22 protein-coding genes are annotated in these 26,320 nt (G+C 39.2%); 8 read left to right on the top strand and 14 right to left on the bottom strand.

All coding sequences use genetic code 11. The features are described 5' to 3' along the window. Positions 1-259: 259 nt before the first annotated feature. The 4 genes from IEU65_RS09950 to IEU65_RS09935 all read right to left on the bottom strand — a co-directional run bounded on the left by IEU65_RS09950 (position 260) and on the right by IEU65_RS09935 (position 4,412). Complete coding sequence (locus IEU65_RS09950) at positions 260-1,333, bottom strand: PTS sugar transporter subunit IIC (RefSeq protein WP_010294426.1); 1,074 nt, start codon at positions 1,331-1,333, stop codon at positions 260-262. Between the two features lie 35 nt (positions 1,334-1,368). Next, entirely contained in the window at positions 1,369-2,358 is a 990-nt protein-coding gene (locus IEU65_RS09945; protein WP_010294427.1) for a D-2-hydroxyacid dehydrogenase, read from the bottom strand. Beyond that, complete coding sequence (locus tag IEU65_RS09940; protein WP_010294429.1) at positions 2,351-3,544, bottom strand: aminotransferase class I/II-fold pyridoxal phosphate-dependent enzyme; 1,194 nt, start codon at positions 3,542-3,544, stop codon at positions 2,351-2,353. The genes IEU65_RS09945 and IEU65_RS09940 overlap by 8 nt, the downstream gene beginning before the upstream one ends. A gap of 277 nt (positions 3,545-3,821) precedes the next feature. After that, positions 3,822-4,412: a nucleoside/nucleotide kinase family protein gene (locus IEU65_RS09935; RefSeq protein ID WP_010294431.1), complete on the bottom strand. Its 591-nt coding sequence runs from the start codon at positions 4,410-4,412 to the stop codon at positions 3,822-3,824. A 117-nt stretch (positions 4,413-4,529) separates the two neighbouring features. Here IEU65_RS09935 and IEU65_RS09930 point away from each other — a divergent pair, with 117 nt between their 5' ends. Further along, positions 4,530-5,930, top strand: coding sequence for an APC family permease (locus IEU65_RS09930; protein WP_010294432.1), 1,401 nt, complete (start codon positions 4,530-4,532; stop codon positions 5,928-5,930). Positions 5,931-5,970: 40 nt separating this feature from the next. On the opposite strand, the gene IEU65_RS09925 is transcribed toward IEU65_RS09930, so the two are convergent. Then, the gene (locus tag IEU65_RS09925) at positions 5,971-6,498 is read right to left on the bottom strand and encodes a GNAT family N-acetyltransferase (protein ID WP_010294434.1); all 528 of its coding nucleotides are present in this window, start codon (positions 6,496-6,498) and stop codon (positions 5,971-5,973) included. Between the two features lie 48 nt (positions 6,499-6,546). Beyond that, positions 6,547-8,262, bottom strand: a complete 1,716-nt coding sequence (gene ezrA / locus IEU65_RS09920; protein ID WP_010294437.1) for a septation ring formation regulator EzrA — start codon at positions 8,260-8,262, stop codon at positions 6,547-6,549. Between the two features lie 305 nt (positions 8,263-8,567). Here ezrA and rpsD point away from each other — a divergent pair, with 305 nt between their 5' ends. Next, positions 8,568-9,179, top strand: a complete 612-nt coding sequence (rpsD, locus tag IEU65_RS09915; protein ID WP_139968492.1) for a 30S ribosomal protein S4 — start codon at positions 8,568-8,570, stop codon at positions 9,177-9,179. 73 nt (positions 9,180-9,252) lie between these two features. Here the strand turns inward: rpsD and IEU65_RS09910 are convergent, their stop codons facing one another. Beyond that, a complete protein-coding gene (locus IEU65_RS09910) occupies positions 9,253-10,986 on the bottom strand; it encodes an ABC transporter substrate-binding protein (protein WP_010292637.1) in 1,734 nt (577 codons plus the stop codon). 112 nt (positions 10,987-11,098) lie between these two features. Between IEU65_RS09910 and IEU65_RS09905 the strand changes: the two genes are divergently transcribed. The 6 genes from IEU65_RS09905 to IEU65_RS09880 all read left to right on the top strand — a co-directional run bounded on the left by IEU65_RS09905 (position 11,099) and on the right by IEU65_RS09880 (position 17,932). Continuing rightward, positions 11,099-12,328 (top strand): MDR family MFS transporter, encoded by a 1,230-nt coding sequence (locus IEU65_RS09905; protein WP_010292635.1) that lies wholly within the window; start codon positions 11,099-11,101, stop codon positions 12,326-12,328. 94 nt (positions 12,329-12,422) lie between these two features. Next, positions 12,423-12,797 (top strand): YueI family protein, encoded by a 375-nt coding sequence (locus IEU65_RS09900; RefSeq protein WP_010292632.1) that lies wholly within the window; start codon positions 12,423-12,425, stop codon positions 12,795-12,797. A gap of 7 nt (positions 12,798-12,804) precedes the next feature. Beyond that, positions 12,805-14,088 (top strand): replication-associated recombination protein A, encoded by a 1,284-nt coding sequence (locus IEU65_RS09895; RefSeq protein ID WP_010292629.1) that lies wholly within the window; start codon positions 12,805-12,807, stop codon positions 14,086-14,088. 392 nt (positions 14,089-14,480) lie between these two features. After that, positions 14,481-14,924, top strand: a complete 444-nt coding sequence (locus IEU65_RS09890; protein WP_004914992.1) for a universal stress protein — start codon at positions 14,481-14,483, stop codon at positions 14,922-14,924. 169 nt (positions 14,925-15,093) lie between these two features. Continuing rightward, positions 15,094-16,989, top strand: a complete 1,896-nt coding sequence (locus IEU65_RS09885) for a glycoside hydrolase family 2 TIM barrel-domain containing protein (RefSeq protein WP_010292626.1) — start codon at positions 15,094-15,096, stop codon at positions 16,987-16,989. Next, positions 16,967-17,932, top strand: coding sequence for a beta-galactosidase small subunit (locus IEU65_RS09880; RefSeq protein ID WP_010292624.1), 966 nt, complete (start codon positions 16,967-16,969; stop codon positions 17,930-17,932). The genes IEU65_RS09885 and IEU65_RS09880 overlap by 23 nt, the downstream gene beginning before the upstream one ends. An 88-nt stretch (positions 17,933-18,020) precedes the next feature. On the opposite strand, the gene IEU65_RS09875 is transcribed toward IEU65_RS09880, so the two are convergent. From IEU65_RS09875 to araA, 7 genes are all read right to left on the bottom strand, one after another. Then, positions 18,021-19,016 (bottom strand): aldo/keto reductase, encoded by a 996-nt coding sequence (locus IEU65_RS09875; protein WP_010292622.1) that lies wholly within the window; start codon positions 19,014-19,016, stop codon positions 18,021-18,023. 40 nt (positions 19,017-19,056) lie between these two features. After that, on the bottom strand, positions 19,057-19,665 hold the full coding sequence (locus tag IEU65_RS09870) for a DapH/DapD/GlmU-related protein (RefSeq protein WP_010292619.1): 609 nt from the start codon (positions 19,663-19,665) through the stop codon (positions 19,057-19,059). Between the two features lie 36 nt (positions 19,666-19,701). Next, positions 19,702-20,736 (bottom strand): aldose epimerase family protein, encoded by a 1,035-nt coding sequence (locus tag IEU65_RS09865; protein ID WP_147651169.1) that lies wholly within the window; start codon positions 20,734-20,736, stop codon positions 19,702-19,704. Positions 20,737-20,751: 15 nt separating this feature from the next. Next, complete coding sequence (locus IEU65_RS09860; RefSeq protein WP_010292618.1) at positions 20,752-21,456, bottom strand: L-ribulose-5-phosphate 4-epimerase; 705 nt, start codon at positions 21,454-21,456, stop codon at positions 20,752-20,754. Between the two features lies 1 nt (position 21,457). Beyond that, positions 21,458-23,077, bottom strand: coding sequence for a xylulokinase (locus IEU65_RS09855; protein WP_147651168.1), 1,620 nt, complete (start codon positions 23,075-23,077; stop codon positions 21,458-21,460). A 102-nt stretch (positions 23,078-23,179) separates the two neighbouring features. Continuing rightward, positions 23,180-24,559, bottom strand: coding sequence for a sugar porter family MFS transporter (locus IEU65_RS09850; protein ID WP_147651167.1), 1,380 nt, complete (start codon positions 24,557-24,559; stop codon positions 23,180-23,182). A 10-nt stretch (positions 24,560-24,569) separates the two neighbouring features. Next, the gene (araA, locus tag IEU65_RS09845; protein ID WP_188352248.1) at positions 24,570-25,994 is read right to left on the bottom strand and encodes an L-arabinose isomerase; all 1,425 of its coding nucleotides are present in this window, start codon (positions 25,992-25,994) and stop codon (positions 24,570-24,572) included. Between the last annotated feature and the right edge of the window lie 326 nt (positions 25,995-26,320).

Genomic DNA, 26,320 nt, shown 5'->3' with positions numbered 1-26,320 from the left:
TTCTTTCGTTGACTTACTCAAGCTTTCGGCTCGCTCTGACTCGCTTTTGCCTGCGTCAGAACATATATTAATATACCAACTTTATCCCGCCTCGTCAACTCCTTTTTCCCTTTCTTTTACCTCCCTTTTACCCCGTTTGTCCTTTCCTTCCTTCACCTCTCTTTTCTCCTTTTTTCGTTCGCTTTTTACTCCCTTTTACCCCTTATTTCCTTCACCTCGTTCGCTTCATTCGCCCCACCCTTTACCTTATCTTAATAGCTCACTTCAATGTTAATTTTAAATCTTCCGGTTTAATCATATTTATTTTAGTCATAAACAACCACTTCATCCCCAATGCAAGTATAATTGGTAAAACAACAAACACAATGATCACATTCAACATGGCCATTCCCGTTTTTCCAGCTTCATTAAACGCCGTTAAAGGACCAATGAGACCGGAAAATCCAAAACCAGCCGAAAAAGGCGTTCCTTTGATGTTTAGCAAAGTGGAAATAGCCCCCATTATAGCGGCCGCTATAGTTGTTGGCAAAAAGAGCTTTGGTTTTGTTAGCATATTAGCCATCTGAATCTTTGGCGAACCAACAAAGTGTGCCAAGGTTCCACCCAGCGGATTCACACTGGCACCCATTGCAGCCAAAGTGAAGCTTGCGACCGTGATACCAACGTTTGCGGCACCAGATCCCACTCCGGTCAAACTAATGGCCATTGCTACTCCAACCGATGATAATGGTGAAACCACTAAAAATGCAAACGCTGCCGCTAGTACAGCCCCCATCAGAATAGGTGTTAAATCAGTAGCTTGCGCAACCCATGACCCAATGACCATTTGCACGCGTCTGAGCGGATCTAAAGTAATTAAACCAATTCCGCCCGCAACAACGAGTACAAACAGCGGTTGGAGTAACATTTTCAAGTGTCCAAAAATTGTTTCAGTTAATTTAACCAACGCTGTGGCAAGGAGCGCTACTAAAATGATATTAAGCACAACGCCCGTTCCACCAATAATCATCCCCTTGGGCGTATTCGTTACAACACCAGCTGAAACAAACATTGCTAAGCCAATAGAACCAGAATCAATCGCCGACAGTTTAAAAATTTGCCCTACTGCAAATCCCGCAACAATTGGTAACGCACTTTGAATCAAGGTTGTCATGAAGCCAATTTGAGTCGCAATTTGATTACCAGAAAACAGTAAGAGCAACTGGCTGACTAGCGCTCCGGGAATTAAAGTAATAACAATACCCAAACTAGTGCCATTTAAGACATTAATGATGAACTGTTTGATTGATAAGGGATTTGTTCGTTTTTGAATGTTTTGAGTGAGTGTTGTCATATTTTTTCCTTATGTATGCGCTAAAAAGCGCTTTTTTATATTTCATGTGGTGAAGTGGCGCCTGACAGAAGAGTTAAGACATCATCTAAGGCAAAATCTACCATGTTAGCAACAGCAATATTCGTGAAAAAGGCAATATGTGGTGTTAAGAGGACATTTGGCATCGCCAATAACTTTTTAATGCGCTCATCTGCTACCCCTGTTTTTCGTAAATCATGGTTAAAAACTGGTGACTCGTCGGTTACAGTATCTAAAGCAACCGCATGCAACTTGCCGTTATCTAATGCATCAATCAGATCATCAGTGTTAATCACTGGACCACGAGAGGCATTGACGAGTAAACCACCATCTTTCATTTGAGAAAAATCAGAAGCAGATAGTAAATTAACAGATGTGTCATTCAAGTCAACGTGCAAACTAATCACGTCACTCTGAGACAAGATTTCTTCCTTAGAAACGTACGTCACAATATCTCGTAGCTCCTCACGTGGTTTAACGTCATAAGCTAAAACTTTTGCCCCCAGCGCATGAAGTAAGCCAGCTAATGTACCACCAATACGACCAGCACCAATGATACCAACTGTCACAGAATGAATTTCTCTCGACTGCAAGCCTGCCCAGCGGAAATCATTTTGTGCAATGCGCGCATCAAACTCTGGTGTTCGTCGTAGTAAACGGAAAATTTGCATCAGGGCCATTTCTGCTACTGATCTTGGAGAATAGGCTGGCACATTAGTAACTTTTAATCCGGCGTTTTTGGCCAAGTCAACCTCAATCATGTCATACCCTGCCGTACGCGTCGCAATTTGGCCAACTTGTTGCGCTAGTTGATTGTAAAATGATTGATCACCACCTATTGCAGCAGTTTGCTGAATCACCAAACCATCAATATCTGTTAGATCTGGCATTGTTTCTGGATGAAACTCATCTCGAGAAATCTGTATTTCAATGTGATGCAATTTGGCGTAGGCATCAATCGCCTCTTCTTCATCATTTCGAACACTAGTCATTAAAATTTTAGTCATTTTTATTTTCTTTCATATATAATGTCAAACGCGACATTGCTTCTTGAAGCGTTTCAATTGCGGCTGCGTAGCTTAAACGAACGTACCCTTCTCCGCCAGGTCCAAAGGAAGAGCCCGGAATCAAAGCTAAGCCATTCTTGTTAGCTAAGTCGCGCGCAAATTCAAAATCATCTTGCAAGTAGCCAGCTGGAATTTTAGCAAAAATGTAAAACGCGCCATCAGGTTTGGCAACTTGAAATCCTAATGATGTCATTTGTTCATAGACAAAGTCTCGACGCTGACGATAGGCTGCCTTCATATCCAACGTATCTTGACGACCAGCTTCCGTACCTAACGCTTCTGTCGCGGCTGCCATTGCCGGGTTTGAGGCAGTTGTAATTGTAAATTGATGAATCATAGCAATTTTTTGCACTAGTTTTGCTGGTCCAGCCAAAATTCCAATACGATAGCCTGTCATGGCATGTGATTTTGATACGCCGTTTAGCACAATTGTTTGTTCTGGGAGATATTTTGCCATTGAAACGTGGTCATTGTCATACGAAAGTTCTGAATAAATTTCATCAGAGATGACGATAATACTAGTTTCACGCAACACGTCAGCCAATGCTTTAACTTGTTCATCACTGTACGTTACGCCAGTGGGGTTAGATGGAAAGTTCAGAACCACAGCTTTAATCGCGTCACCATGTTCGGCAATCGCAGCTTTCAACAAATCTGGTGTGAGAATAAAATCAGTTGCTGCTGTATTAATGTAAACAGGTTGCGCACCGTCAACTAAACCTACGGCGATATACAAAGGAAAAATAGGTGTCGGCAAAATAATTTTGTCATCAGGATTAAGTATCGTTGTTAGCGTTGCATAAATTGCTTCTGTGGCACCAACTGTCACAATAATTTCAGATTCAGCATCATAGTTAACTTGATAACGATCTTGTAAAAAGTTGGCAGCCGCTTGACGCAGTGCCAATGTACCATTCGAGGCAGCATAGTGCGAATCATCATCAATAATTGATTGAATTGCAGCTTGTTTGATATGCTCTGGAACGTTGAAATCTGGTTCACCCAATGTTAACTTAATGATGTTTGGAATGGCACTAACCTCTACATCAAAAGCACGTATCGCTGATGGGCCAACCAACGCAAGATTTTTATTCAACGATTGCAATAATTCCGGTTTAACTTCCATTTTCATTCTCCTTAATCAAAACAAATATAAAACGCACACTCGGACGACTACCCGAATGTGCGTTTGCTCATTAATAATGAACTCATCGCGGCATTCGGAACGTTGTCCGAATACCTACGCAAAATGCTTTAAGTATTAGGACGATTAGTCGAAATACTTAAAGTAATAATTTACTGAAATTGCGCGATGTGTACGTGTCATATAACCAATACCTTTTTAAATTATGAGATAATTATAATACCAAAATTATTTTATGTCAAGCATATTCTAAAAAAAATCACAGTTTAGATTTTTTTGGTAGACTTCTACCATTCATAACGTCCGTTACAATCAAATCTAATCGTGCTTTTGTCTTCGCCCAATCATCATTTTCTAATTGGTAGGCAATCCCTCTCAACGCTTCTGGCAATGTCACATCGCGCATGAACTCTGGTGAAGCAATCCGTTGTTGCACGATTGACGGGTCGTCCCCACGAATTTGGACCCGCTCAATTAACACATCTGGATGCGTTACTGTCACAAAAATAATGACGGCTTGTTCACCCAGTTCTCGTGCGTAAGTAATTGCACCTGCCGTATCCAAAACGATCGTCGCAAAATTACTTTGCGCCCACGCTAATGCCAAAGCCTCGTGCGAAGAGCCATATTTTGAACCCGCGTACATGACCCGTTCCAAATAATGATTTTTTTCGAAACTATCATTTGTTTCAAAATAGTAAGCACCACCATTTTCTTCACGCTCACGTGGCTTTCTGGTCGTGTGTGTAATTACCCTTGGCATATGATAGGTTTCTTGTAAGTAACGCGCAATGGTGGTTTTCCCAACGCCAGTCGCTCCCGTTATAACAAACACTTTATTATTTTTCATCATCTAAATTCCTTATCTTTCATTGTAACGTAAAACCTCAAACACCGTTAGACAAGAGCGTGTTAAATTGATAAAATAATAGTTATTGATTTATTAAAATTTTGTTGGAGAATTATTATGTCTATATTATCAAGAGCTTTTAAACGGGAGTCAGTCAATAATTATATTGCTGCTGATTCACACATGCAGCGTGTTTTAACTACTAAAGATCTGATTAGTCTAGGGGTTGGAACTGTCATTGGCACAGGTATTTTTATCTTACCTGGCCACGAAGCGGCTGAGCATGCTGGGCCGGCTGTGGCGATTGCTTTTTTGATTGCGGCAGTCTTTTCTGGTTTATCAGGTATGGCCTTTGCTGAATTTTCATCAGCGATGCCAGTGGCTGGTTCAGCCTATTCATACGGCGGCGTGATTTATGGCGAAATTATTGGTTGGCTATTGGGCTGGTCCTTAATTGTCGAATATTTTCTCGCTGTTTCTGCTATTGCCACTGGATTTTCTGCTTATTTAGGCAACTTACTGACAATATTTAATATCCATATGCCCAAGGCACTCATGGCGGGTCCAATGGAAGGTGGCGTGGTTAATCTATTTGCCATGTTGATTATTCTGATTGTGGCAGCAATTCTTTCTCGTGGTCTTAGCACCTCGAAAAAGATTGAAAACGGAGCAGTCGTTTTAAAAATTGTCATCCTTGCACTATTCATTATTGGTGGCTCGTTTTTCATTAAAACAACCAATTATGTCCCATTCTATCCAAAAGAATTTCACAGCGGTCTTGGTGGATTGAATGGTATTTGGGCAGCTACCGCTAGCATTATTTTTGCCTTTCTTGGTTTTGATACAATTGCTGCGCATGCTGCCGAAGTTAAAAATCCTCAAAAGACGATGGCAAGAGGTATTGTTGGTACAGTCATTGTTTCTGCCTTGCTTTATACACTTTTCTCAATCGTCTTAACTGGTATTGTTAACTACAAAAAATTAGGTGTTGATGATCCTGCTGCTTTTGCTTTACAAGTCGTTCATCAAACACAATTCTCTGTTGTCATCACGGTCGGTGCACTAATTGGTATGTTTACAGCCGTCTTAGCGCTTGTTTATGCCTCATCACGATTAGCGTATTCTTTCGGCAGAGATGGTTTGCTACCAAGCTCACTGGGGCGCATTTCAAAAGGATCTCATTTACCCGTCAATGCATTGATTGTGGCCGTTGTCATCGAAATGATTTTTGCAGGTTTGATTCCATTAAGCACTTTGGCTAGTTTAATCAACGCCGGAACCTTAGTTGCTTTCATGTTTATCAACTTTGGTATACTGATTTTACGGCGTCGTAAAGACTTAGCTCATGATGGTTTCAAAGTTCCCGGCTATCCTGTCATACCATTCATCGGCGGTTTGTTGAGTCTGTTTTTCATTTCACAGTTGTCAACTGAAACGCTCAAAATGTTTGGTATCTGGCTGGTGATTGGTATTATTTGGTATTTTGCCTATGGTATCAAGCATTCCAAAATGTCTTAACATAAAAAGGATTCATCTAACAGATAGATGAATCCTTTTATTATTGCATTGCAAGATACTGACGCTTAGTCAATGTCCAAATTTGGTGTCCTTTTGAATCTACACCTTCAGTATGAAAACCAAGTCGCTGAGGAACCCGCCGACTTCGAACATTACCTTGATCATGTCCAATCCAAATAACGTTAATGCCTAATTCTGTAAATCCGATGTGAAGCAATGCCCTCACTGCTTCACTAACATAGCCATTACCACGCCGTTGTGGTGTCAAAACATAACCAATTTCTGCATCGTTTTGATTAGAATGGTATCGAAAATCAATTGTACCAATCAACTCATCAGTTTCCAAATCAGCAATGGCATATTTCATGGTGCCAGGTTCATCATGCCAAAAATAATCACGAATAGATTTTGCTATTTCGGTAATCGTTTGTTTTCTTACTCCAGATAACCAACGGACTGTATCTTCATCGCTCATATATATCAGCATTGCCGGCGCATCCGATAGACGAACGCGACGAAGCCGCAAACGCTCAGTTTGAATTTCTGGATAATCAGTAACTTGTTTCATTTGTTGCCTCATTCTTAATGTAAAAAGCCATCACGGTTGTGATGACTTTTAGGACAATGGCGTTTTACGACGCATATAGGAATCAACAATTTTTTCATATATACCAGGTTCAACACTATTAAGCGCTGGCCCCAAGACGTCCATTGCCTGTTTGAAATTGTACTCTCGTTCATAAAACATACGTGCTTGCTCACTAGCGGCAGCTACCCGCTCACTTGAAGCACGATAACGATTTGAATATTGCAATAGTTGCTCAGTTAGTGCGGCTTCGTCAACAATATCATCTGTCTTTTCTTTTAATGTATCAATATCGGCAGAGACAATGTTAAGCTGACGTTGGACTTCATCCATATCAATCAAATTGGCATTTAAAGACTTAGCTAATCGTTCTAATTCATTGGATACAGCGTAGAAATATTCCAGATAAACCGCTGGCAAACCTGGTAAATTAAGGCGTTCAACAGCGTGTTTAATATTTTCAATTTCTTGTTGATATTGACCGCCAAGCTGACGGGCTGAACGATCTGCTTTTTCCAATCCGGAAATCTTGTCCCAAATTTCAACTTGTTGTGTTTCAATTTCGGCAAACTGCTTCAAGAGTTTTTCTTGTTGAATTCGCAACTCACTATATGAAATTTCTTTGGATTCTAACAAATCATCATTATGATCAATTTGTGCTTCCGCCGTATTAATTTGTTCAAGTAATGTCCGTCGGGTTTCCAATTCTTGGTGATTAAATTGAAAACTTTGTCCCAAACGATCTAGTTCAATTGTCAAAGCTTGATTTTGTTCTCGCAAGCGCAACAAATCAGATGATAAGTTATTCGCGTTTTTAACAACATGTTGGCGTGCCTTGACTTCAGTTTCCATTGTATCGTACATATTGTCGATACGTGTTTCAATGTAACCATTTTGCTCGGCAACTTCTTTTAATTTAAGATCAGCCAATAAGTTTAACACTTGTTGGCGCTGCCCATCAATGGCTTGTAATTCTTGCTCCACGCTATCATTTGGGAACACGTAGCCATCAGCCACCAATTGTGCATGTCCCTGCGCAAGTTCATTGAGTTGTTCTACATATTTAACGTTCAATTTGTCAAAGTAAGCCGGAATATCTTGCATCATGTTTTCCATTTGTGTGGTTTCCATGGCAAGTTGTTCGTAAATGTCTGAGGCCGTGGCATGATCACCCGCTTCAGTCAAACGGGTGAATTCATCATAATCACCTTCAAGTTGACTCAAAAACTGGTCAAGTGCAGGATTGGCCGGACCAAACTTGAAATTTTCGGCCAATAAACGTTTGCGCAAGTCCTCATACTTCTTTTTAAGATCACGAATTGCTTCTCGATGCGCTTCATCAATTTTCTTCAAATCCGACAAACCTGCGCGTACGTTTTTAATGGTCGTTTCTGTATCATCAACCATTGATTGCAAACGCACCATTTCACGGCGTGTTTTAACAATATTGATTCCGCGCGCCTCAAAAAGAACCAAATTGGCTTGTTGATCAATTTTCAAAAATTTATTATTTTGAACGTCGTTATAGTCGCTTTCAAATTTTTGATAATTTTTGAGCGATTGCCCTGTCAGAGATAGCTTACGTGCCTCAACCAACTCAGTACGAACCTTGAGCGATTCGAGTTGGGCTTTCCGAGCTTTCAGTTCATTGACCTTTTTGACAGTGGCTCTTTGTAAAACAAAGATTGCCAAATAGGCAATAACCACGAGTGCTAATATAATTGCTAGAATTGTAAAATTGAACATAGAGATAGTTTCCGACCTTTTAATTTTCACTCTCAATATTATCACTTATTTAGCTGAATTAAAGGACGTTTGCTAAATCTCAAATCGTTTACAGCTTTCTTAAGAACTTGCTATTTCCTTAGGTTTCTGGTACTATGGGAGAAGTTGTTAAATTGAGTAGCAGTAAGTAAAGAAGCGCGTCAACAGCGCCCCAAATCGTTAGTAAGACCATAGCTACTGGTTCTGAGAAACGTCAAGTTCGGCGCTGCACGCATCTGGTGCTTACCCTCAAATGTACAGCAAACTACATTTTGGAGGACATATACATGTCACGTTATACAGGTCCAAAGTGGCGCATTTCTCGTCGCTTGGGTGTTTCATTGTCTGGTACTGGTAAAGAATTGTCACGTCGTGCATACGCACCTGGCGATCACGGTGCCGGCCGTCGCGCCAAGATTTCTGAATATGGTACACAATTGCGTGAAAAGCAAAAGTTGCGTTTCACTTACGGTTTGACTGAACGTCAATTCCATTCTTTGTTTAACAAAGCTGGTAAGATCCGTAAGGGTACTCACGGTACTAACTTCATGATCTTGTTGGAGCAACGTTTGGATTCATTGGTTTACCGTCTTGGTTTGGCAACTACACGCCAACAAGCACGTCAATTAGTTAACCACGGTCACATCTTGGTTGATGGTAAGCGCGTTGATATCCCATCATACAACGTTCAACCTGGTCAAGTTGTCTCAGTTCGCGAGAAGTCAAAGAACATCTTGCCTATCCAAGTTGCTGTTGAATCAGTAGTGGCTCGTCCACAATTCGTATCATTTGATGCCGAAAAGCTTGAAGGTACTTTAGTTCGTTTGCCAGAACGTGAAGAACTAGATGCCGAAATCAACGAAGCGTTGATCGTCGAATACTACAACCGTTTGGGTTAATAACTTAATTCAATTCGGTTTAAAAAGCACCACCATTCATGATAGTACACCAAAAAGTTGTTTTAACTTTTGGTTACATATCACGTTCGGTGGTGCTTTTTTTGTGTCCTTTTGGCATTTGCCACGCGTTTTTATAGTCATTTCCATATTCACCATTAGCTAGAAATTGATGGATATAGACATCACGAACCGCATGAACTGTATAAATCATGAAAAAATGATCTGTTAACCAATTATCAATCGTCAAATATATAGTATGTCGCTGTTCTATAGTTGGTGCTTGTTTGAATTGAATAACCATTTGCTGTAAATCATTTTTCAAATCAATTGTTAACATCTTTTGTACCAACAATGTCGGGCTTGTTAAAAATTCTATATAAGCAAATTCGTCGTCGTTCATTGGGACATCAGCTAACATGACGAGATCTACTTGTTGCTCCAAAACATCGGAATAGTAATCATTTGTGAAACTATAATACAAAATTTCAATATAAATACCAGCTTGTTGTGCGCGTTCTTGTATCCCCTTTGCCATATCAATAGCCGATTTGATATGCGAAAGCACACCTAGAACAATTGGTTCGCCGGAATAACCAGATTTCCTGATTAAATTTTGGGCCTGCTGCATCGATTTACTATGATCTGCAATAGAATCCTCACGGTTGTAATGACTGGCAATATCACCCAAATGCCTATCAAAGTAACGCATATCAATGATGTTGTATAACGCTTCCCGCACTAATACGTTCTGAATAATAGTCTTACGATTCATGTTCGCGATGACAAATTCAGCACCAGGTATAGCACGTTGTTTTTTTATATAGTCATAATTGCCGTAGTCTTCGGGATTAAATAAGTGTTTGGCGATGTTATCGTCATCAACTAACAGATACTGAACCTCATCAATCATGGCACGAAAACCATAATAATTATTGAAAGCTTTCAACCTAAAGATGTCATTTGTGCTTTCAACCACTTCAAAAGCGCCCGTTCCAATCCAATGAAGATTGTCAATTGATGAATCACAATCAATAATAATATATTTGGCGTCGACAACAAATCTCGCAAATAGTGGTTCAGAAGCACTAAAATAAAATTCAACGACGTCTGTGGCTCGCGGAACTATTTTTACAAGATTGATCAACTGCCAATAGCGATCACCTACTCGCTGTTGCACACGCTCAAATGTCTTTTTGACATCAAGACTGGTCATTTCTTTGCCATTATGAAATTGCACCCCTTTACGTAAATAGAAAGTCCAGATCGTCGCCGATTGATTTGACGTCCAATGGTGTGCTAATCCTGGTTGTAAACCATTGTCATATTTGATTAACGTATCACCTAGTTGCATAGCTAATTCATATTCATGATGAATAGCCACGTTAACTGGGTCTAATGACGTTATTTTACGCGTCGAAACTTGCCTTAAGATTCTTTTATGATCATCTTGCACTTGTAATCCTAAAAGATTTGTTAATTGACGACGAAATTGTGCCAACCAACTTGTCGGTACGCCTAGTTGAAAGAGATAAAACATCACGTCAGTATCATTTATGGTGATTGCATGACGCATCGTGTCTGTTAACTCAACGCGAAAATCATTCAAAAAATGAATTTGTGACAAATGACCACGTCCTCGTCCCGGTTCATAAGTTAACAATCCGTCATCCGAAAAGTGCCGCAATCTTCGTTGCGTTTGTTTAACTGAAACCGCCCAAAAATCAGCTAATTCTTGGGTTCTAAACTGAACAATTGTTCCAAATTTTAAATAATGAAGACGTAATTCAATGTAAATTTTACTAATCATTTTCATATCCCTGCTGTAAAAGTAGACATTTTGTTTTAACGAAGTCCGTTTTACAAAATTAATGTCTATTTTATAATCATAACATGCACTTATGAAAGCGAGAAATAATCTCATGTGGCAAACTTTACATCCTAATATTAAAGCTCGTATCAAAATCCAATTTTTAAGTCGTTTTGGTAGTTCACTGATTTTCCCATTTATGGCTATCTATTTATCCCATGCCTATGATGCACAAACAGCAGGAATCTTAATGATGATTAATATCGTCATTGCTTTTTTAGCCGGTGTTTATGGTGGTCATTTGACGGATATGTATGGACGGCGACCTTTATTGATTACTGGTGAAACCATTAAACTAATCGGATCAGCTGGTATTTTTTTGGCAAACATTCCAGTATACCATCTGCCTTGGCTAACCTTTATCATGATGTCAATTGGCAATATTGCTAGTGGCTTGCTTAGCCCAGCCAGCGAGGCAATGTTAATCGATGTTTCGACTAAAACAACACGTGCCTTTATGTATGCCATCAATTATTGGGCTAGTAACTTATCCTTAATGATTGGCAGCATGCTTGGCGGTTGGTTATTTGAATCACACTTCATAACATTATCTTCTACGCTCGTGATAATTAACACTTTATCACTCTTATTGACGATTTTTTCAATTACCGAAACCTATCAAAGCAACCAAAAATCCTCACCAAAAATCGGCATGATTGCTGTCTTCAAACACTATCAGCCCGTCTTTAAAGATTTACCATTTCTCATTTTCACGTTAGGTGGCATTTTATTGCTTGCGGTTGAATTTCAACGGACAAATTATATTGCGATTCATCTTGCAGAAAAATTCGTTCACACGACAATATTTGCTGTGCCACTGAACGGTGTTAAAATGATTAGCGTGTTAACGACAATCAACACATTAATTATTATATTTTTCACTGCGCTGTTTTCAAATTGGATTACGCGGTATAATACCCGCTATATTTTCACAATTGGCACATTATTATTCACGATTGGCTACGCTTTGCAAGCAACCACAATCACTTTTTTACCACTCCTTTTTTCAAGCTTAATTCTATCTTTTGGAGAACTCATGTATGTGCCAACTCGACAGGTACAGTTGGCTATTTTAATGCCCAAAAGCCAGCGTGGCGCCTATATTGCTTTCAATGGTAGTATCTTTCAACTAGGTAAAATACTGGCTAGCTTGGTTTTAGTTGGATCACCACTACTCACTAATTCACTCATCGGCATCCTGATTTTATTTCTAGGCGGTGGCGCTATTATTTTAACGTTAATATCACTAAAAATGTTTGATGCTCATCACGTTCAAACTTGACAAATAAAATTGATCCGCAAAAATCCTCATCTAAACATGAAAAACCATTCCCAGATAACGTATAATGGAAGTATCAAACGTATCGGAGAAAAATATGGACATCAATGAACGCTTACAGCAAGAGCAACTTGGTAACGGCACACCAAAAATTAATCCTGACGAACAAAGCCGCTACCTTGGCACGTTTCGAGAACGTGTTATTGTTGCTGTTAAAGTTTCGCAACTGGGCAGTACTGCAATACAATCAGCTTTTGCCACTTCGTTAAAATCACACAGCATTGGGAAAGTGCTGATCGACCAAAATCTCGCAGGCGACTATTTTGCTAAATACGTTGGTCTAGCTACACAAAGCAAGCACCCTTTCACACTACTATCTGATGCAACTAAAAGCCATCAGCAAGATGATCCAATCGCCGTTTTACTAGCAGCCAACACCGCTGTTAATGTTGATAATATTTATTTAGGATAAGTGCCTCATGCAACAACCGCTTGCGTACCGTATGCGCCCCACAAAAATTGAAGAAATTGTTGGTCAACAACATCTTGTCGGTGAAGGCAAGATTATTTGGCGTATGGTCGCTGCGCATCGCTTGAGTTCCATGATTTTATATGGTCCACCCGGTACAGGTAAGACTTCAATCGCTAGTGCGATTGCTGGTTCGTCAAAATATGCTTTTCGTATGCTTAACGCAGCAACTGATAGTCAAAAGGATTTGCAAATTGTTGCTGAAGAAGCCAAAATGTCTGGTACAGTCGTATTATTGCTCGACGAAATTCATCGTTTGAACAAAGTTAAACAAGACTTTTTGTTGCCACACCTTGAATCAGGGGCAATTATTCTAATCGGTGCCACCACCGAAAATCCATATATCAACGTCACACCAGCCATCCGCTCCCGTACACAGATTTTTCAGGTGAATAGTCTTAGTGCTGAGGATATTAAAAGTGCCGTTGCGCGTGCACTAGATGACAAAGAAAAAGGGCTGGGCGAATATGATGTTGCGCTTGATGATAATGCATTAACGCAATTATCACGAGCAACTAACGGCGACCTTCGTAGTGCACTCAATGGTTTGGAGCTCGCTGTATTATCCACAAAATCAGATAAAGATAATATCATCCATATTACCTTGCCTATTATTGAAGAAACGGTGCAACGCAAGGCATTGTCAGCAGACAAAGATGGCGATGCACATTATGATGTTATTTCTGCGCTACAAAAATCAATTCGAGGATCAGACGCTGATGCTGCGTTGCATTATGCAGCGCGCATTATTGAATCTGGCGATTTACCAATCTTAGCGCGACGATTAACTGTGATTGCGTATGAAGACATCGGTTTAGCTAATCCAGCTGCAGCACAACGCGCTATAACAGCCATTCAGGCCGCACAAACGCTCGGATTTCCAGAAGCGCGCATTCCATTGGCCAACGCCATAATCGAACTCGCTTTATCACCAAAATCAAATGCTGCTTATACTGCAATTGATAACGCTCTCAGTGATGTGCGCAGTGGTAAAATTTCAGATATTCCAGACCACTTGAAAGATGCACATTACAAAGGTGCGCAAGATCTTGGTCATGGTGTGGGCTACATTTATCCGCATGATTTTGATAATGACTGGGTGCCGCAACAATATTTACCAGACAAACTCAAAAACAAAACTTACTTCCAACCAAAAGGCAATTCCAAAACCGAAAAGCAATTCCGTGATGTTTATCAGTCGTTAAAATCACAACAACAAAAAGGGTTAAGCTGAAAATGTCAAGACTGTTGTTCAAAATCTTTTCGCGTTATAATATACTTTGAATTACTCAGATATACGCATTGTTGCATCATCAGCTTTTTCCTTACAACCTTTATTTTCGGTTGGGAATTCTTGACTTAGAAGATCTGCCCTTTCATTCGGTAATCTGACAATCTTGATGCACCATCCACCTCGATAATTTCGAGGAAAATCTGCGCAACGATTAACGGTATCAATTGAGTATTCCGGGCATGACCCGTGCGTTCACATTTGTGAACGCTTTTTTATTGGAATTAGACTATTCTGTGAAATAATAGACAATTTACTACTAATTTCAGTATGAAAGCGCTATACTAAAGGTGTAAAGAAAAACCGTGGGAACACGTTTTATGGAGGAAGTTATTATGACAGCAAACTATCACAAGATTTTGGTACCTATGGATGGCTCAAAAGAATCTGAAGCTGCCCTGTCTCGCGCCATTGAATTGACACTGGATGCTGGCGATGCCGGTGTTTTGTCAATTTTGAACGTAATTGATACGCGTGCTTTCCAAAACGTTGCTAGTTTCGATGACACCATGGTTGAAGCTGTGTCAGATGAAACACGCAAAAGCTTAGAAAAGTACAAGGCTCAAGCAACCGAGGCTGGTGTCAAAAATGTTGACTACTTAATTGAATATGGCTCACCTAAAGCATTGATTGCTAAAGATGTCCCAAGTGAAGTAAATGCTGATCTAATCGTTATTGGCGCTACTGGCTTGAACGCCGTAGAACGCTTAGTTATTGGTTCAGTAACTGAATTTGTAACTCGCACTGCCAAAACAGACGTATTAGTTGTTCGTGGCTAAGCGCTTCAAAAAACAACCTCATGTTGAGGTTGTTTTTTTTTGAATTTGTCGTTTAGTTGTGACTAAAAAATATTTAGTAATCATCAAATAAATTCTATAAAATATTTACTAATTTATGGTAAAATTCTATTGTAAGCGGTTTCATTACTATGCTAATAAAGGAGACATTATGTTAGAAAAATTGGAATGGTTAGATGATCCACGCGTCTTCCGCGTTGGTAAATTGCCAGCTCATAGTGATCATACCATGTACCGAACGACAGATGAAATCAAACAAAAGCAATCGAGTTTTACTAAAAGTTTAGATGGTGACTGGCAATTTCATTTTTCAGAAAATCCATCTCAGCGACTGATTGGCTTTGAAAAAATTGATTTTAACGCTGAACAATTCGATCACATTGCAGTTCCGGGACATATTGAGTTACAAGGATTTGGCCAAATTCACTACATCAATACACTCTACCCTTGGGAAGGCAAAATCTATCGACGCCCACCATATTCTCTTAGTCACGATAAATCATATAAAGGTCTTTTCAGTGAAGCGGCAGATAATACCGTTGGTCAATACATCAAAACATTTACGTTACCAAACAATTTTGCTCAACATGACGTTCATATTCAATTTGATGGTGTTGAAAAAGCGATGTATCTGTGGCTCAATGGTCATTTTATTGGTTATTCTGAAGATAGTTTTTCACAAGCTGAATTTGATCTAACACCTTATTTGCAAGCGGGTGAAAATAAATTAGCAGTTGAAGTATATAAATACAGTACAGCTGCCTTTATTGAAGATCAGGACATGTTCCGTTTTTCAGGTATCTTTCGCAGCGTGCGATTGCTTGTAATGCCTCAAGTCAACTTGGTTGACTTGTTTCTCAAGCCTACCGTAGACAAACAATTGCATACAGGCAATTTGTCAATGTCACTATCTTTTGACGGCAAATTAACTGGTACAAGTGCCAAAATAGTGGTTCAAAGTCCATCGCAAAACATCGTATGGCAAGAAACCGTTGCTATCAGCAGTCACGTTACGCCTTCAAGTGCAGTCATTGAAAACGTTGCATTATGGTCGCACAAGCACCCTAATTTATATCAATTACTCATCACGATTTTTGATGCTAATCAAAATATTATTGCTGTTGTTCCTTATTCATTTGGCTTTCGTCGTTTGCACAAAGATAGTCATAATCGTGTCACACTTAACAATGTGCCATTGCGCTTAAATGGCGTCAATCGTCATGAATGGAGCCCAACAGGCGGTCGCACGATCACAATGAGCGACATGACAAAAGATATTAGTATCTTTAAAAACAATCACATCAATGCCGTTCGTACATCTCACTACCCAAATCAAATACCTTGGTACAATTTATGCGATCAAAATGGCATTTATATGATGGCGGAAACTAACCTAGAATCCCATGGTTCATGGCAAAAAATGGGCGCTGTCGAGCCATCGTATAATGTTCCTGGTTCAATTCCTGAATGGCAAGACGTTGTTTTAGATCGCGCCAAATCCAATTTTGAACAATTTAAAAATCATCCTGCAATTTTGTTTTGGTCATTGGGCAATGAATCTTATACAGGTGACAATATTGCAGCAATGGACGCCTACTTCAAATCAGTTGATGACTCACGTCTAACCCATTATGAAGGTGTTTTTCAAAATCGTATTGATGAGGATCGCATATCTGACGTGGAAAGCCGAATGTATGCACACCCAAAAGCAATCAAAGATTATCTCACCAACCATCCCAAAAAACCTTATTTAAATTGTGAATATATGCATAGTATGGGTAATTCAGTTGGTGGTTTAGGTGATTATATGCAGCTTTTTGATGAATTTGATAGTTATTTAGGTGGCTTCATTTGGGATTATATTGATCAAGCTTTGTACGTAACCGATAAAGTTACTGGTCAGCAAGTGTTAAGATATGGTGGTGATTTTAATGATCGCCATTCAGATTATGAATTTTCAGGTGATGGTATCGTGTTTGCCAACCGTCAAGAGAAGCCAGCCATGCAGGAGGTCAGATATTATTATGGACGCTATGACAATGAATGAATTACGTGTTGTATATGGAGATGGTACGCTTGGGTTACACGGTAACAGCTTTGACTATATTTTTAGTTATGAAAAAGGTGGACTAGAGTCACTCGTTGTCAATACAGCAGAATGGCTGTACCGTGTGCCAAAATTAACGTTTTGGCGCGCAACAACTGATAATGATCGTGGTAGTCATTTTTCAACTCAATCAGCAGCTTGGTTTGGCGCAGACATGTTCATAACGCTAAAAGATATCAACGTTAAAATAGACGATAAAAGCCTTGGCTTGCCAACCGCACCGGATAACAATCGTTTTTCAAATGAGATTTTTGCTAAAAATGTGGCCATTACCTTCAGCTTTTTAACAGCTACAACACCACAAACAACAGTTGATGTTACTTATTTAGTGAGTCAAAACGGCAACATCACAATCAAAGTAAACTACACCGGAACCTCTGGATTACCAGAATTACCAGCTTTAGGATTAAGCTTTATCATGCCAGAAGTCGCTGACGGTTTTCAATATACTGGTCTATCTGGCGAAACTTACCCTGATCGACAAGCAGGCGCCTTGACAGGAACGTTTGACATTGTTGGCCTACCGCTGACACCTTATCTTGTGCCACAGGAAATGGGCATGCACATGGCAACTCATTCTCTAACAGTCAAAAACGCAGTGTCACAGCCAACGCACAACCATAGTACGTCAATTAATCGCCTCACTTTTAATCAACATACACAACCATTTGCTTTTTCCGCACTACCTTATACTGCAATTGAGCTTGAAAGCGCCACACATATTGAGGAACTCCCCCTACCTAGACGTAGCGTCATCGCAATTTATGGTGCCGTTCGAGGTGTAGGTGGCATAGACAGCTGGGGTACCGATGTCGAGCCAGAATATCATATTTCCGGTGAAACTAATCATGCTTTCGATTTTACAATTGTTCCTTTTCAGTGACATAACTTAACAGTAAAAAAATAGAGGATATATTGGCCGACCAATGTATCCTCTACTTTTTATATTGTTTTTTACACCATTCTTTCACTCAGTCAACATCATCTAATATTTTATCAATTATCTTCAATTCTTCGACACTAAAGGTTAAGTTTTTGAGTGCATTTACACTATTTTGCAACTGTTCACTTCGACTAGCACCTACTATAACTGATGAAACTTCTTTTTGTCGTAAATTCCATGCAATAGCCATTTCAGCTAAAGTCTGTTCTCTTTTTTCCGCAACACATTCTAACTCTTTAACTGTGTTCAATGTTTTCTCCACCTGTTCCTTTTTAAGAAAAGGACTTGAAGATTTGGCCGCTCGCGAATCATCAGGAATGCCATTTAAGTATCTATTTGTTAATAATCCTTGCGCTAATGGACTAAAAACAACAGCTGCTTTATTATTATCTTTCAAAACCGGAAGTAAATCACCTTCTATCTTTCTGTTAAACATATTGTATCTTGATTGATTAACAACGAAGGGGGTCTTTAATTCATGAAAAATTTTAGAAATAGCAGATGTTTGTTTGCCATCATAGTTAGAAACACCGATATACAAAGCTTTACCTTCACGAACTAATTGATCCAATGCAAGTGCTGTTTCCTCAATAGCTGTTTTAGGATCAGGCCGATGTGAGTAAAAAATGTCAAAATACTCTAAACCCATTCTTTGTAAACTCTGATTAGCACTAGCTATAATACTTTTTCGAGAACCCCAATCACCGTACGGTCCTTCCCACATATGATAGCCAGCTTTACTACTGATAATCATTTCATCTCTATATGCCTTCATATCTCGAGAAAGCACATGGCCAAAATTCTCTTCGGCACTGCCTGGAACTGGACCATAGTTATTAGCCAAATCGTAGTATGTTATTCCTAGGTCAAATGCTTGATGGATAATCTTCTTTTGATTTTCCAAAGAATCGACACTACCAAAATTATGCCATAGTCCAAGAGAAACAGCAGATATTTTAAGTCCGCTGGCTCCCAAACGATTGTAAATCATTTCTTGGTAGCGATCTGTATTTGCACTATACATTAGAGATCTCCCTCATTGCATTATTTTATGGAAAATATAACTATAAATTCTTAATTATTCTAGCTGGGTTACCAGCAATGATAGCATCATCACCAAAACTTTTTGTAATGACACTTCCCGCACCAACAACCACATTATCACCTAGGCTGACACCAGGCAAAACCGTCACGTTGCCACCGAACCAACAATCATCGCCTATAGTAATACCTGCATCATATTGCCAACCCTCTCTTCTCAGTATTTTATCATAAGGATGATGATTGGGTGTATATAATGAACAATTTGGACCAATAAAACAGTTTTTACCTATTTTAACTATACCCGCACTGAGTATTTGTAGTCCTGAATTGATAAATGTACCTGGCTTAATAATGACATTTTCTGGATACTCGATACTACTTATAGGAAAATAAATTTCAACACTTGCATCAATATTTGGGGCAATAACTTTAATTTTTTGCAATGCTTTGTCAAAATCATGTTTAGCTATATCATTAATATTTTGAATAGCTTGCGAGCTGGCTTTAACAATTTTTTGCAATTCAGGTTCTTTTCCATACTGATACCAATTTCCATCTAGTAATTTCTGTACAATTGGTTTTCTCTTTAATTTTTCTATTTCAAATGCGTCTAATTCTTTTGCCAACATACTATACCTATTTATTCATTTACAAAAATCTCATGATTAAAAATCCAAGCCAAACAAAGTACGTTCATGATACTGTAAATTTGAATCTAAAATAATATTACCAAATTCTGGATAGCGTTCTGCTCCGGGAGCCACTTGTGTTTCCAGTGTAATGCCACCATGATTTTTAAATAGACCTCTTCTCATTGGAAGACTGAAATCTGTTCCAAAATTTGCGGTAAATATCACAACTGCTGGTGAGCTCGTTGTTAAATTAACAGCGACTAGTCCATCACTTGATGTTAACTTGGCGGCTACTTGATTATTATGTTTTTTATCCAAAAAAAACGGATGATCTAGCCCATTTACCAGTTGATTTTGAGGATTATCTGTCGTAAATACTTCTGCTATTTTTTTTGGTTTTCTGAAATCAAAAGTACTGTCATTCACCGTCTGTTGCAAACCAGTTGTTAAATGATGTTGGTCTAACGGTGCAAATTGGTGGGCATCAATCTGCAAACTATGATTGCCAACACTCTTTGACGGATCGCCATCCAAATTGAAATAAACATGATTGGTTGGATTGAATAAAGTCGCTACATCACTATGTGCTTTATAATCAACTCCCCAACCGTTAGCATTATCTAAACTGTAAGTGACCTCAACAGTCACGTTACCAGGAAATTCATTCTCCTGAGCGGGACTATTATACGTAAAGGTAACCGCAATCAACTCATCAGTAATATTTTTTTGTGATTGCCATAATTTTGTCTCAAAACTGTCTGGCCCACCATGTAATGTATTGCCATTCTCGTTTAGTGGTGTTTGATACTTTTTCCCATCAATATTGAAACGACCCGCGGCGATTCTGCCTGCTACTCGACCGATAGTGGCGCCCATGAAGTGATCTTTTTCTAAATACTCAGCCATAGAATCAAATCCCAAAACTAAATCCCGATACACACCATTAATTGGCACCTGTAGGCGGACAATCCTAGCTCCAAAATTGGTAACACTCAATCGAACACCTTGATCATTTTCCAAAGTATACAGCTTCGCTGAACTACCAAAGCTACTTTCAGTGATGTCCATAATTAACTTCCCCCTTTAATGTTTACCTTGCCCATAATAAGCATTGGCCCCATGTTTACGGAAATAATGACGGTCCAATAAATATTGTGGCACATGAACGTCTTGAGAAGGATTTAATTGCATGGTATGAAAATCCATTTCAGAGACAACATCAAGAACAATTGCGTTGTGCACTGCATCCATGGCATCCTTACCCCAAGTAAAGGGCCCGTGATCATTCGTTAAAACACCAGGAACTGCCAAAGGATCTATATTTTCACGATCAAATACCCTAGCAATGGACTTACCAGTATTTAACTCATACTCACCATCAACTTCTTCTTTGGTCAAACGATCTGCAATTGGGACATCGCCATAAAACGTGTCTGCATGTGTTGTACCTGCCGCTGGAACAGGAACACCTGCCTGCGCAAATGCCACAGCCCATTTAGAATGTGTGTGTACTATTCCGCCAATCTGTTCCCAGTGTCTGTACAAAAAGGCATGCGTTGGCGTATCGCTTGATGGGTTCAAATCACCCTCAACGACGTTACCTTCCAAGTCGACCACAACCATGTCTGAAGCCGTTAGTTTATCATAATCAACACCACTCGGCTTAATCACAAACAATCTTTTTTCTCTGTCTATTTGTGATACATTACCCCAAGTCAAAGTCACTAAGTTATTAGCAGGTAGTGCTAAATTGGCTTCGTAAACTTTTTGTTTCAAATCCTCTAACATTTTATTCATTACCTTTCTTAGCTGGTAGATTTTTTACAGCAGCCAATTCTATTTCTAATCCGTCAATATATCGTTTCATAAACGATTCAAATCCTGCAACGTCTTTTTTGTCAGGTGAAAGTGTCTCAGATTGCTGTTCGGCAAATACACTGTTTTCTAAAAAGTCATCTAAAGATTGATTTTGGGCTTTATTGGCAGTAAACAATGCTAATAAGGCCATGCCCCAAGGTCCGCCTTCTCCTGCAGTCTGCATAACAGTAATATCAGTGTTTAAAGCATCAGCCAAAAGTTTTTGTGCCACAATCGGTGTTTTGAAAACACCTCCTTGGGCCACAATGTTATCAGTCAATACTTGTTCATCTGCCAATATTCGCATACCAATTTTGATGGCACCGAACGCTGTAAATAAATGCATACGCATCAAGTTGCCAATTGTAAATTTTGAATCTGGTTGACGAACTAATAGTGGTCGACCTTCTGGTATAGCTGTAATATTTTCACCAGAATAATAACCATATCCTGTCAATCCGCCCGCGTCGGGTTCTGCCTCATTCAAAGCCGAGTTAAACAATACTTCGTATAATTTGTTAGTCGCTATATCGCTCCCAATTTTATGAGCAAATTCGCTAAATAATTTTGCCCATGCGTTTAAATCTGAAGCAGAGTTATTAGCATGTACCATCGCCACAGGTAAACCGGTTGGTGTTGTCACGATGTCAATATTGCTGTACACGTGCTCAAGATTCTTTTCTAAGACAATCATGGAAAAAATGGAAGTTCCTACCGAAATGTTTCCTGTTCTTTTTTTGACACTATTCGTCGCCACCATACCAGTTCCAGCATCTCCTTCCGGCGGTGCAATGATAGAACCAGACTCTAAGTCACCAGTAGGATCCAAAAGATGGGCGCCATTTTCAGTTAAATTGCCTGCGTTCTGACCTGCGATCAATGGTTTTGGTAAGATATCCTCAATTTGCCATTGATATTGTTGTACTGATTTAAGTGCACTAAATTTTGTCATCATCTCTTGATTATAATGACTAGTTTGCTCATCAATCGGAAACATACCTGACGCATCACCAACACCAATAACTTTTTTACCTGTTAACTGCCAATGGACATATCCGGCCAAAGTCGTGATAAAATCAATGTTTTTAACGTGTGATTCCTGATTCAAAATAGCTTGATACAAATGAGCTACACTCCACCGTTGCGGAATATTAAAATCAAAAAGTTTTGTTAATTCTGTAGCAGCTTCACTTGTTATGGCATTCCGCCAAGTTCTGAACGGTACCAATAATGTATCTTCTTTATCAAATGCCAGGTATCCATGCATCATGGCTGAAAATCCCATGGTTCTAATTTTATTTATCTTAACTCCGTATTCATCTTCAACTTTTTGTTTTAAATTGCGATACGCAGTTTGCAGACCCAACCAAACATCAGAAATCGCATAGGTCCACAGACCGTCCTGAAAGTTGTTGTCCCATTCGTAGCTACCCGAAGCGACTGTTTGAAAATCTTCAGTAGTCAGTATTGCCTTGACAGTAGTAGAACCAAACTCTACCCCAAGAGCGACTTTCCCTTTTTGCAAAGCTGATTTAATTTCTTTCGGTGTCATTGACATTTTTCTCCTTTAAATAAAAAACGCTAATCAGTTTTCATTTATCTGATTAGCGCTTTTAAACTGATACAGATAAATCATGTAATCTTGTCGTATCGTCTAATGATTTGTCCCTTGTGCTTCAATTTCTTCTAGTGTTTTGCCATGTGTTTCCGGTACCGCAAATTTAATAAACAGAACTGCAATGATAGAGATAACACCGAAAATCGCAAATACTGATGCTTGAGGCATTGCCGCTGTCATAATAGGGAACAGCAACCCAACAGCAAATGATCCCAACCAATTAAACGATGATGCTAATCCACTGGCACGACCTCGAATAGCTAATGGGAAGACTTCTCCTACCAATACCCAGGTCAAAGGTGCCCATGTAAAGGAATAAAACGCAACAAAGATCGATAGGAACACAACAATTAACATTGGTGGAAACTTATCTGCTCCCACAAGTGCATTTAAGGCAGCAGGCATCAAAAATGACAAAGCCATAATTGTGCCACCTAACATCAACAATGTGCGGCGCTTAAACTTATCGGCAATTACCATATACAGTAGTGCACCCAAAACTAAAATCACACCTTGAACAATCGGCCAGAGTAAAGCACTTGAAGCAGCTTGTCCACTTGCCTTTTCAACAATCAATGGAATGTAATAGAAAATCGCGTTGGCTCCCATAAATTGTTGAAATGCGGCAACACCAATTCCGGCAGTTACTAGGTACCGATATTTACTTGAAAACAAAGTTGCTAAAGTAATATTCTTTTGCGCACCTGACTCAATGGCGACCGTTTTTTGAATATCTGCTAATTCAGGTTCCACCTCAGCATCTGTTCGAATAAAGGTCAGGACCTGTTTTGCTTCTGAAAGTTTATTCATTTTAACCAAAAACCTTGGGGACTCAGGCAGTCTAAGGACTCCTAAAAACAGAATAATAGCAGGTACAGCGGCCAACCCTAACATTAATCGCCAAGCTAACATGTGAGGCAACTCCTGAAGTAAGTAGTCAACAATATATGACAACAGCATGCCAGAAACAATCATTAATTGATTTAAACCTGATAAACGTCCTCGTGTTCGAGCTGGTGCCATTTCAGACATATATGAGGGCACTAAGGCTGAAGCGGCACCAACTGCTAATCCTAGCAAGAATCGTGCAATTAACAACCAAGCAACTCCATCATCCGGTGAAAATCCGGCCATAATTGCCCCCAAAGCAAAGACGAATGATGAAGCCAAAATCATTCTACGTCGTCCTAGCTTATCTGAGAGTTGACCAGCTAATGCACCACCTAAAATCGCCCCCAGCATTAGAGTTGAAGTGATCCAACCTATGGTTCCAGCGTCTGTTAAATGCCAATCTTTCTGAAGAAAAGGTAAAGCACCTGTCATTACGCCAATATCATAACCAAATAAAATGCCGCCAAATGCCCCAAAAAAATAAATGAACGCGCTGGAAATTTTTTTTGTTGGGTTATTTTTCATTATGGTATCCTCACTTTAAATCCACAAACTTAATACCAAACAAATTAGCCAAGTCTGTTAATTGTTCTGAATCAACCGAGAAGCTCAATGTTGTGTGATGTCCACCACCAACCGTTAACCAACGTTCGGCACCAGCCTTAAGACCAGCCTTCGGTGTCCACAATTGCTTAGCAACAGGGAGATTTGGTGTGTCTGCTTCTGGTTTGTTTCCAGTAACATCATAACTAATTAATTTAAATTCATCTCCAAAGTCTGCTAGTGTAACATCTACAGCATCACCAGAGCGACCTGTAAAGACAAGTCGTGCTGGATCTTCTTTACCACCAATATCAAGTGGGTGAACTTCCACACGTGGCTTATCAGAAGCAATTGTTGGATCGACTTCAAGCATATGTGATCCCAAAATAGCTTCGTGCCCCTTACGCAGATCAAGTGTGTAGTCTTCCATAAAGGCTGTGGCTTGGTTATGAGAAACAATCTTTAACAAACGTGTCAAAGCAGCTGTTTTCCAGTCCCCTTCTCCAGCAAAACCATAACCATCGGACATCAAAAGTTGTACAGCAAGGCCTGGTAATTGTTCTAATCCTACTAAGTCTTCAAAGTTCGTTGTAAACCCAGAATAGCCTTTATCATCTAAGAACTTTTTGATACCAATATATTCACGCAGTTGATACTTCACATTATGCTCGAATTTTTCAGTGCTGTTATCACCTTGGACAAAATCATATTGATCTTGTAAATCATCATATAGTTTGTCAATGTCTGATTCGTCTACTGAATTGACATATTCAACTAAATCACCAACCCCCCAATAATCTACCGTCCAACCAAGCTTAATTTGGGCTTCAATTTTATCACCGTCAGTTACGGCAACATTTCTCATCTTGTCTGCAAACGTAACAATTTTAATTTTAAAGCTTTCATCATAGGCAACAGCCACGTCCATCCACTTACCAATTTGCAGTTGAATGTCTTCATCAGCCCAGTGACCAAAAATAATTTTATTATTTAGTCGTAGACGTGCATTGATGAAGGCATATTCTCGATCACCATGCGCTGATTGATTTAAATTCATATAATCAAAATCAATAGTGTCATAAGGAATTGTATTTAACATTTGAGTTGCCAAATGCAAAAGCGGTTTGTTCAGTAATTGGGTACCACGAATCCAGTTTTTGGCCGGTGAAAAGGTATGTGCCCAAGTGATAATGCCTGCAACACTATCATCATAATTAGCTTCTTTCATTGTTTCTGTAATGTTTTCGGCGGTTACACCAACAGTTTTAAATTCAATCGGATATGGTAATTTACCAGAATCATTCAATTGACTAATAATTTTTCTTGAGTCTTCTGCCACCTGCTCCAAAACTTCTGGACCGTATAAAAACTGTGATCCTGTAACAAACCAAAACTTGTGCTTTACTTCTGTTGTCATTAATTTTTCCTCCAAAAAATACTTGTTATTGTATTGCATTTCGAAATCATTTAGCTTTCTAGAATCGCCACTTTTGGAAACGCTTACAATGTCATAATAAAATATTTGTCCGTATATGTCAACATTTTATTTTTTTATTGATAAATTTTAAAAATAGCAGTATTATAAATAAAATAGTAATTGGTATACATTTGATTTTTTTATTCCGACGCTGTATAATTTTGTCTATTCCGAAAATGTAAGCGTTTTCAATAAAGGAGAATACTATCATCAAAACTAAATTATTCATTGATATGGACAACACTATCGTTGATACCTTGCCTGTA

The organism is Leuconostoc pseudomesenteroides KCTC 3652 (assembly GCF_014634745.1).
GTDB lineage: Bacteria > Bacillota > Bacilli > Lactobacillales > Lactobacillaceae > Leuconostoc > Leuconostoc pseudomesenteroides.
Note: the sequence above shows the minus strand (reverse complement) of the source record. Positions and strands in the feature narration are given on the sequence as shown.